Origin of the sequence: Schinkia azotoformans LMG 9581 (assembly GCF_000307855.1) — a bacterium.
GTDB classification, from domain to species: Bacteria; Bacillota; Bacilli; order Bacillales; family Bacillaceae_J; genus Schinkia; species Schinkia azotoformans.
Window position 1 is genome coordinate 1 of the sequence record NZ_AJLR01000012.1, and the last position, 1,504, is coordinate 1,504.

2 protein-coding genes are annotated in these 1,504 nt (G+C 35.8%); both read left to right on the forward strand.

What is annotated here, in order from left to right:
* The first annotated feature begins 80 nt into the window (after positions 1–80).
* Positions 81–383, forward strand: a complete 303-nt coding sequence (locus BAZO_RS01370) for a transposase (RefSeq protein WP_004430967.1) — start codon at positions 81–83, stop codon at positions 381–383.
* 5 nt (positions 384–388) lie between these two features.
* On the forward strand, positions 389–1,258 hold the full coding sequence (locus BAZO_RS01375) for an IS3 family transposase (RefSeq protein ID WP_004430971.1): 870 nt from the start codon (positions 389–391) through the stop codon (positions 1,256–1,258).
* Positions 1,259–1,504 lie beyond the last annotated feature (246 nt).

A 1,504-nucleotide genomic window follows, 5' to 3' on the forward strand; every position in this document is an offset into this window, starting at 1 on the left:
CATTGATCGACCCCCTTATAATAGACATATAAGGTATAATTAAAGTAAGACATATCTACATTTATTAGGGGGAGATGTAGGTGGCTAAAAAACATATTTCAGTCGAAATTAAGCTTAAGGCCGTTCATAGGATACTAGAGGATCATTGTCCAGTTGCTATAGTGGCAAAGGAACTAGGTCTTCACCGAGACACAGTATATCGATGGGTCAATGCATACAAGGACAAAAAAGAAAAAGGACTGATAAACCCTAGATCAATCACACAATCCACTTCCAAAGAACAAGCATCAAAAATTAGAGAGCTTGAAAAGAAATTAGAAGAAATAGAAATGGAAAATGAAATCTTAAAAAAGTTCCAGGCCTTTCTCAAGGAGAAAAAATAAGCAAAGTGTTTGAGGCCATTACATTCTTGAGAAAGGATTACTCAGTGGTGCTGTTATGCAAAGTCCTAGGCGTCTCCAAAAGTGGTTATTATGCTTATCTTAATCGTCCAAAAAGACAAGCTAGTCAAGAAGAAATACAACTCTTAAAGCATATTAAACGAATCTATAATCGTCATAAAGGAACGTATGGAGCAAAACGCATCGCCAAAGCATTAAAAAACGAAGGAATTATTGTAAATCATAAAAAAGTGGAACGGTTAATGAGAGAAGCCAATTTAAAAGCCACAGTAAGACAACCTAAATCCACAAAAGAATCCAAGACCAAGGCTGCTGGCTTTGTGTACGAAAACCTGATAAGCAGAGACTTCGAGGCAACCCACCCTAATCAAAAGTGGGTCACCGATATAACTGAATTTTTAGTTGGTGCAAAAAAGCGCTACGTGTCAGCAATTATGGATTTATTTAACCGAGAAATCCTTGCATGTGAAATAAGTTCAAGTCCTAATTACGAATTAGTTGAAACGACAGTGAGGAAAGCAATGAAAAAAAGGAAGTTAAAAGATTTGGAAGGCGTTATTATTCATAGCGACCAAGGAAATGTTTACAGATCTCTAAACTATCACCTGTTAAGCAAGGAGTTACACTTTTTACCTAGTATGTCTCGTAAAGCGAATTGTTGGGATAATGCAGTAATTGAGAGTTTCTTCTCCCAACTTAAAACAGAATTGCCATGTTTCTATCCTGTGAATGAATTAGGAACTATTGAAATTAGTTTTAAAAAATATATACGTTATTTTAATGAAGGTCGAATCCAAAAAAGAATTGGGTTTATTTCACCAAAGCAATATTATCTAAATTACCAGCAAGCAGCATAAGATGGCGGTTATCTTTCAAACATAAAAGCAGCTACTTGATATGGAGTGGTGGGCATAATAGCCTTTGACGGCACGCCAACCATTTATTTAATGGCCGGCTTCTTGGTGGAAGAATCATGCCCGCAGTGGCTCCGTGTCAAGTATTCAAGTAGAATACTATTCAAGTAAAGAAGTTATTGTTAAATAATTTTGTTTTCTATTTTTGTCGTATTTTAATATTGTCCATTTAATGGGGGCTTGACCACA